The organism is Salmonella sp. SAL4457 (assembly GCF_046548235.1).
Taxonomy (GTDB): domain Bacteria; phylum Pseudomonadota; class Gammaproteobacteria; order Enterobacterales; family Enterobacteriaceae; genus Salmonella; species Salmonella enterica.
In genome coordinates this window covers 1-341 of the sequence record NZ_JBGDZO010000180.1, presented here as the reverse complement: position 1 = coordinate 341, position 341 = coordinate 1, and the positions used below count along the sequence as shown (strand labels likewise).

Here is a 341-nt window from a genome sequence, read left to right as displayed (position 1 = left end):
CCGGTGGGCATTCAGCGGGGCCTTTCGGCGGGGCGGTTGCCCAGCAGGGGGATCAGGCTGGCGGCGAAGATCAGGGCGGCGCCGAGCAGCGACGTGTGGCTGGGCAGTTCGTCCCAGCGCAGCCAGGCGATCACCCCGGCGAAAACGATGGCCATGTAGGCGATCGGTCCGATCACTCCCGGGGAGGCCAGGGCATAGGCCTGCGACATGGTCAGTTGGCCGAGGCTGGCGAACAGTCCGGCGCCGAGCAGCAGGAGCAGTTCCTGGCCGTTCAGCGGCTGCCAGGCCCAGGCCAGCGGCACGGCGGAGAACAGGGTGCCGAACAGGGCGAAGTAGAACAC

Annotated in this window: 1 protein-coding gene; it reads right to left on the bottom strand. The window is 69.5% G+C overall.

Annotated features, from left to right (window positions below):
* Positions 1-11 precede the first annotated feature (11 nt).
* Positions 12-341: EamA family transporter (locus ACLJNW_RS23805; protein WP_410961169.1), on the bottom strand; the 330-nt coding region annotated here is incomplete at its 5' end.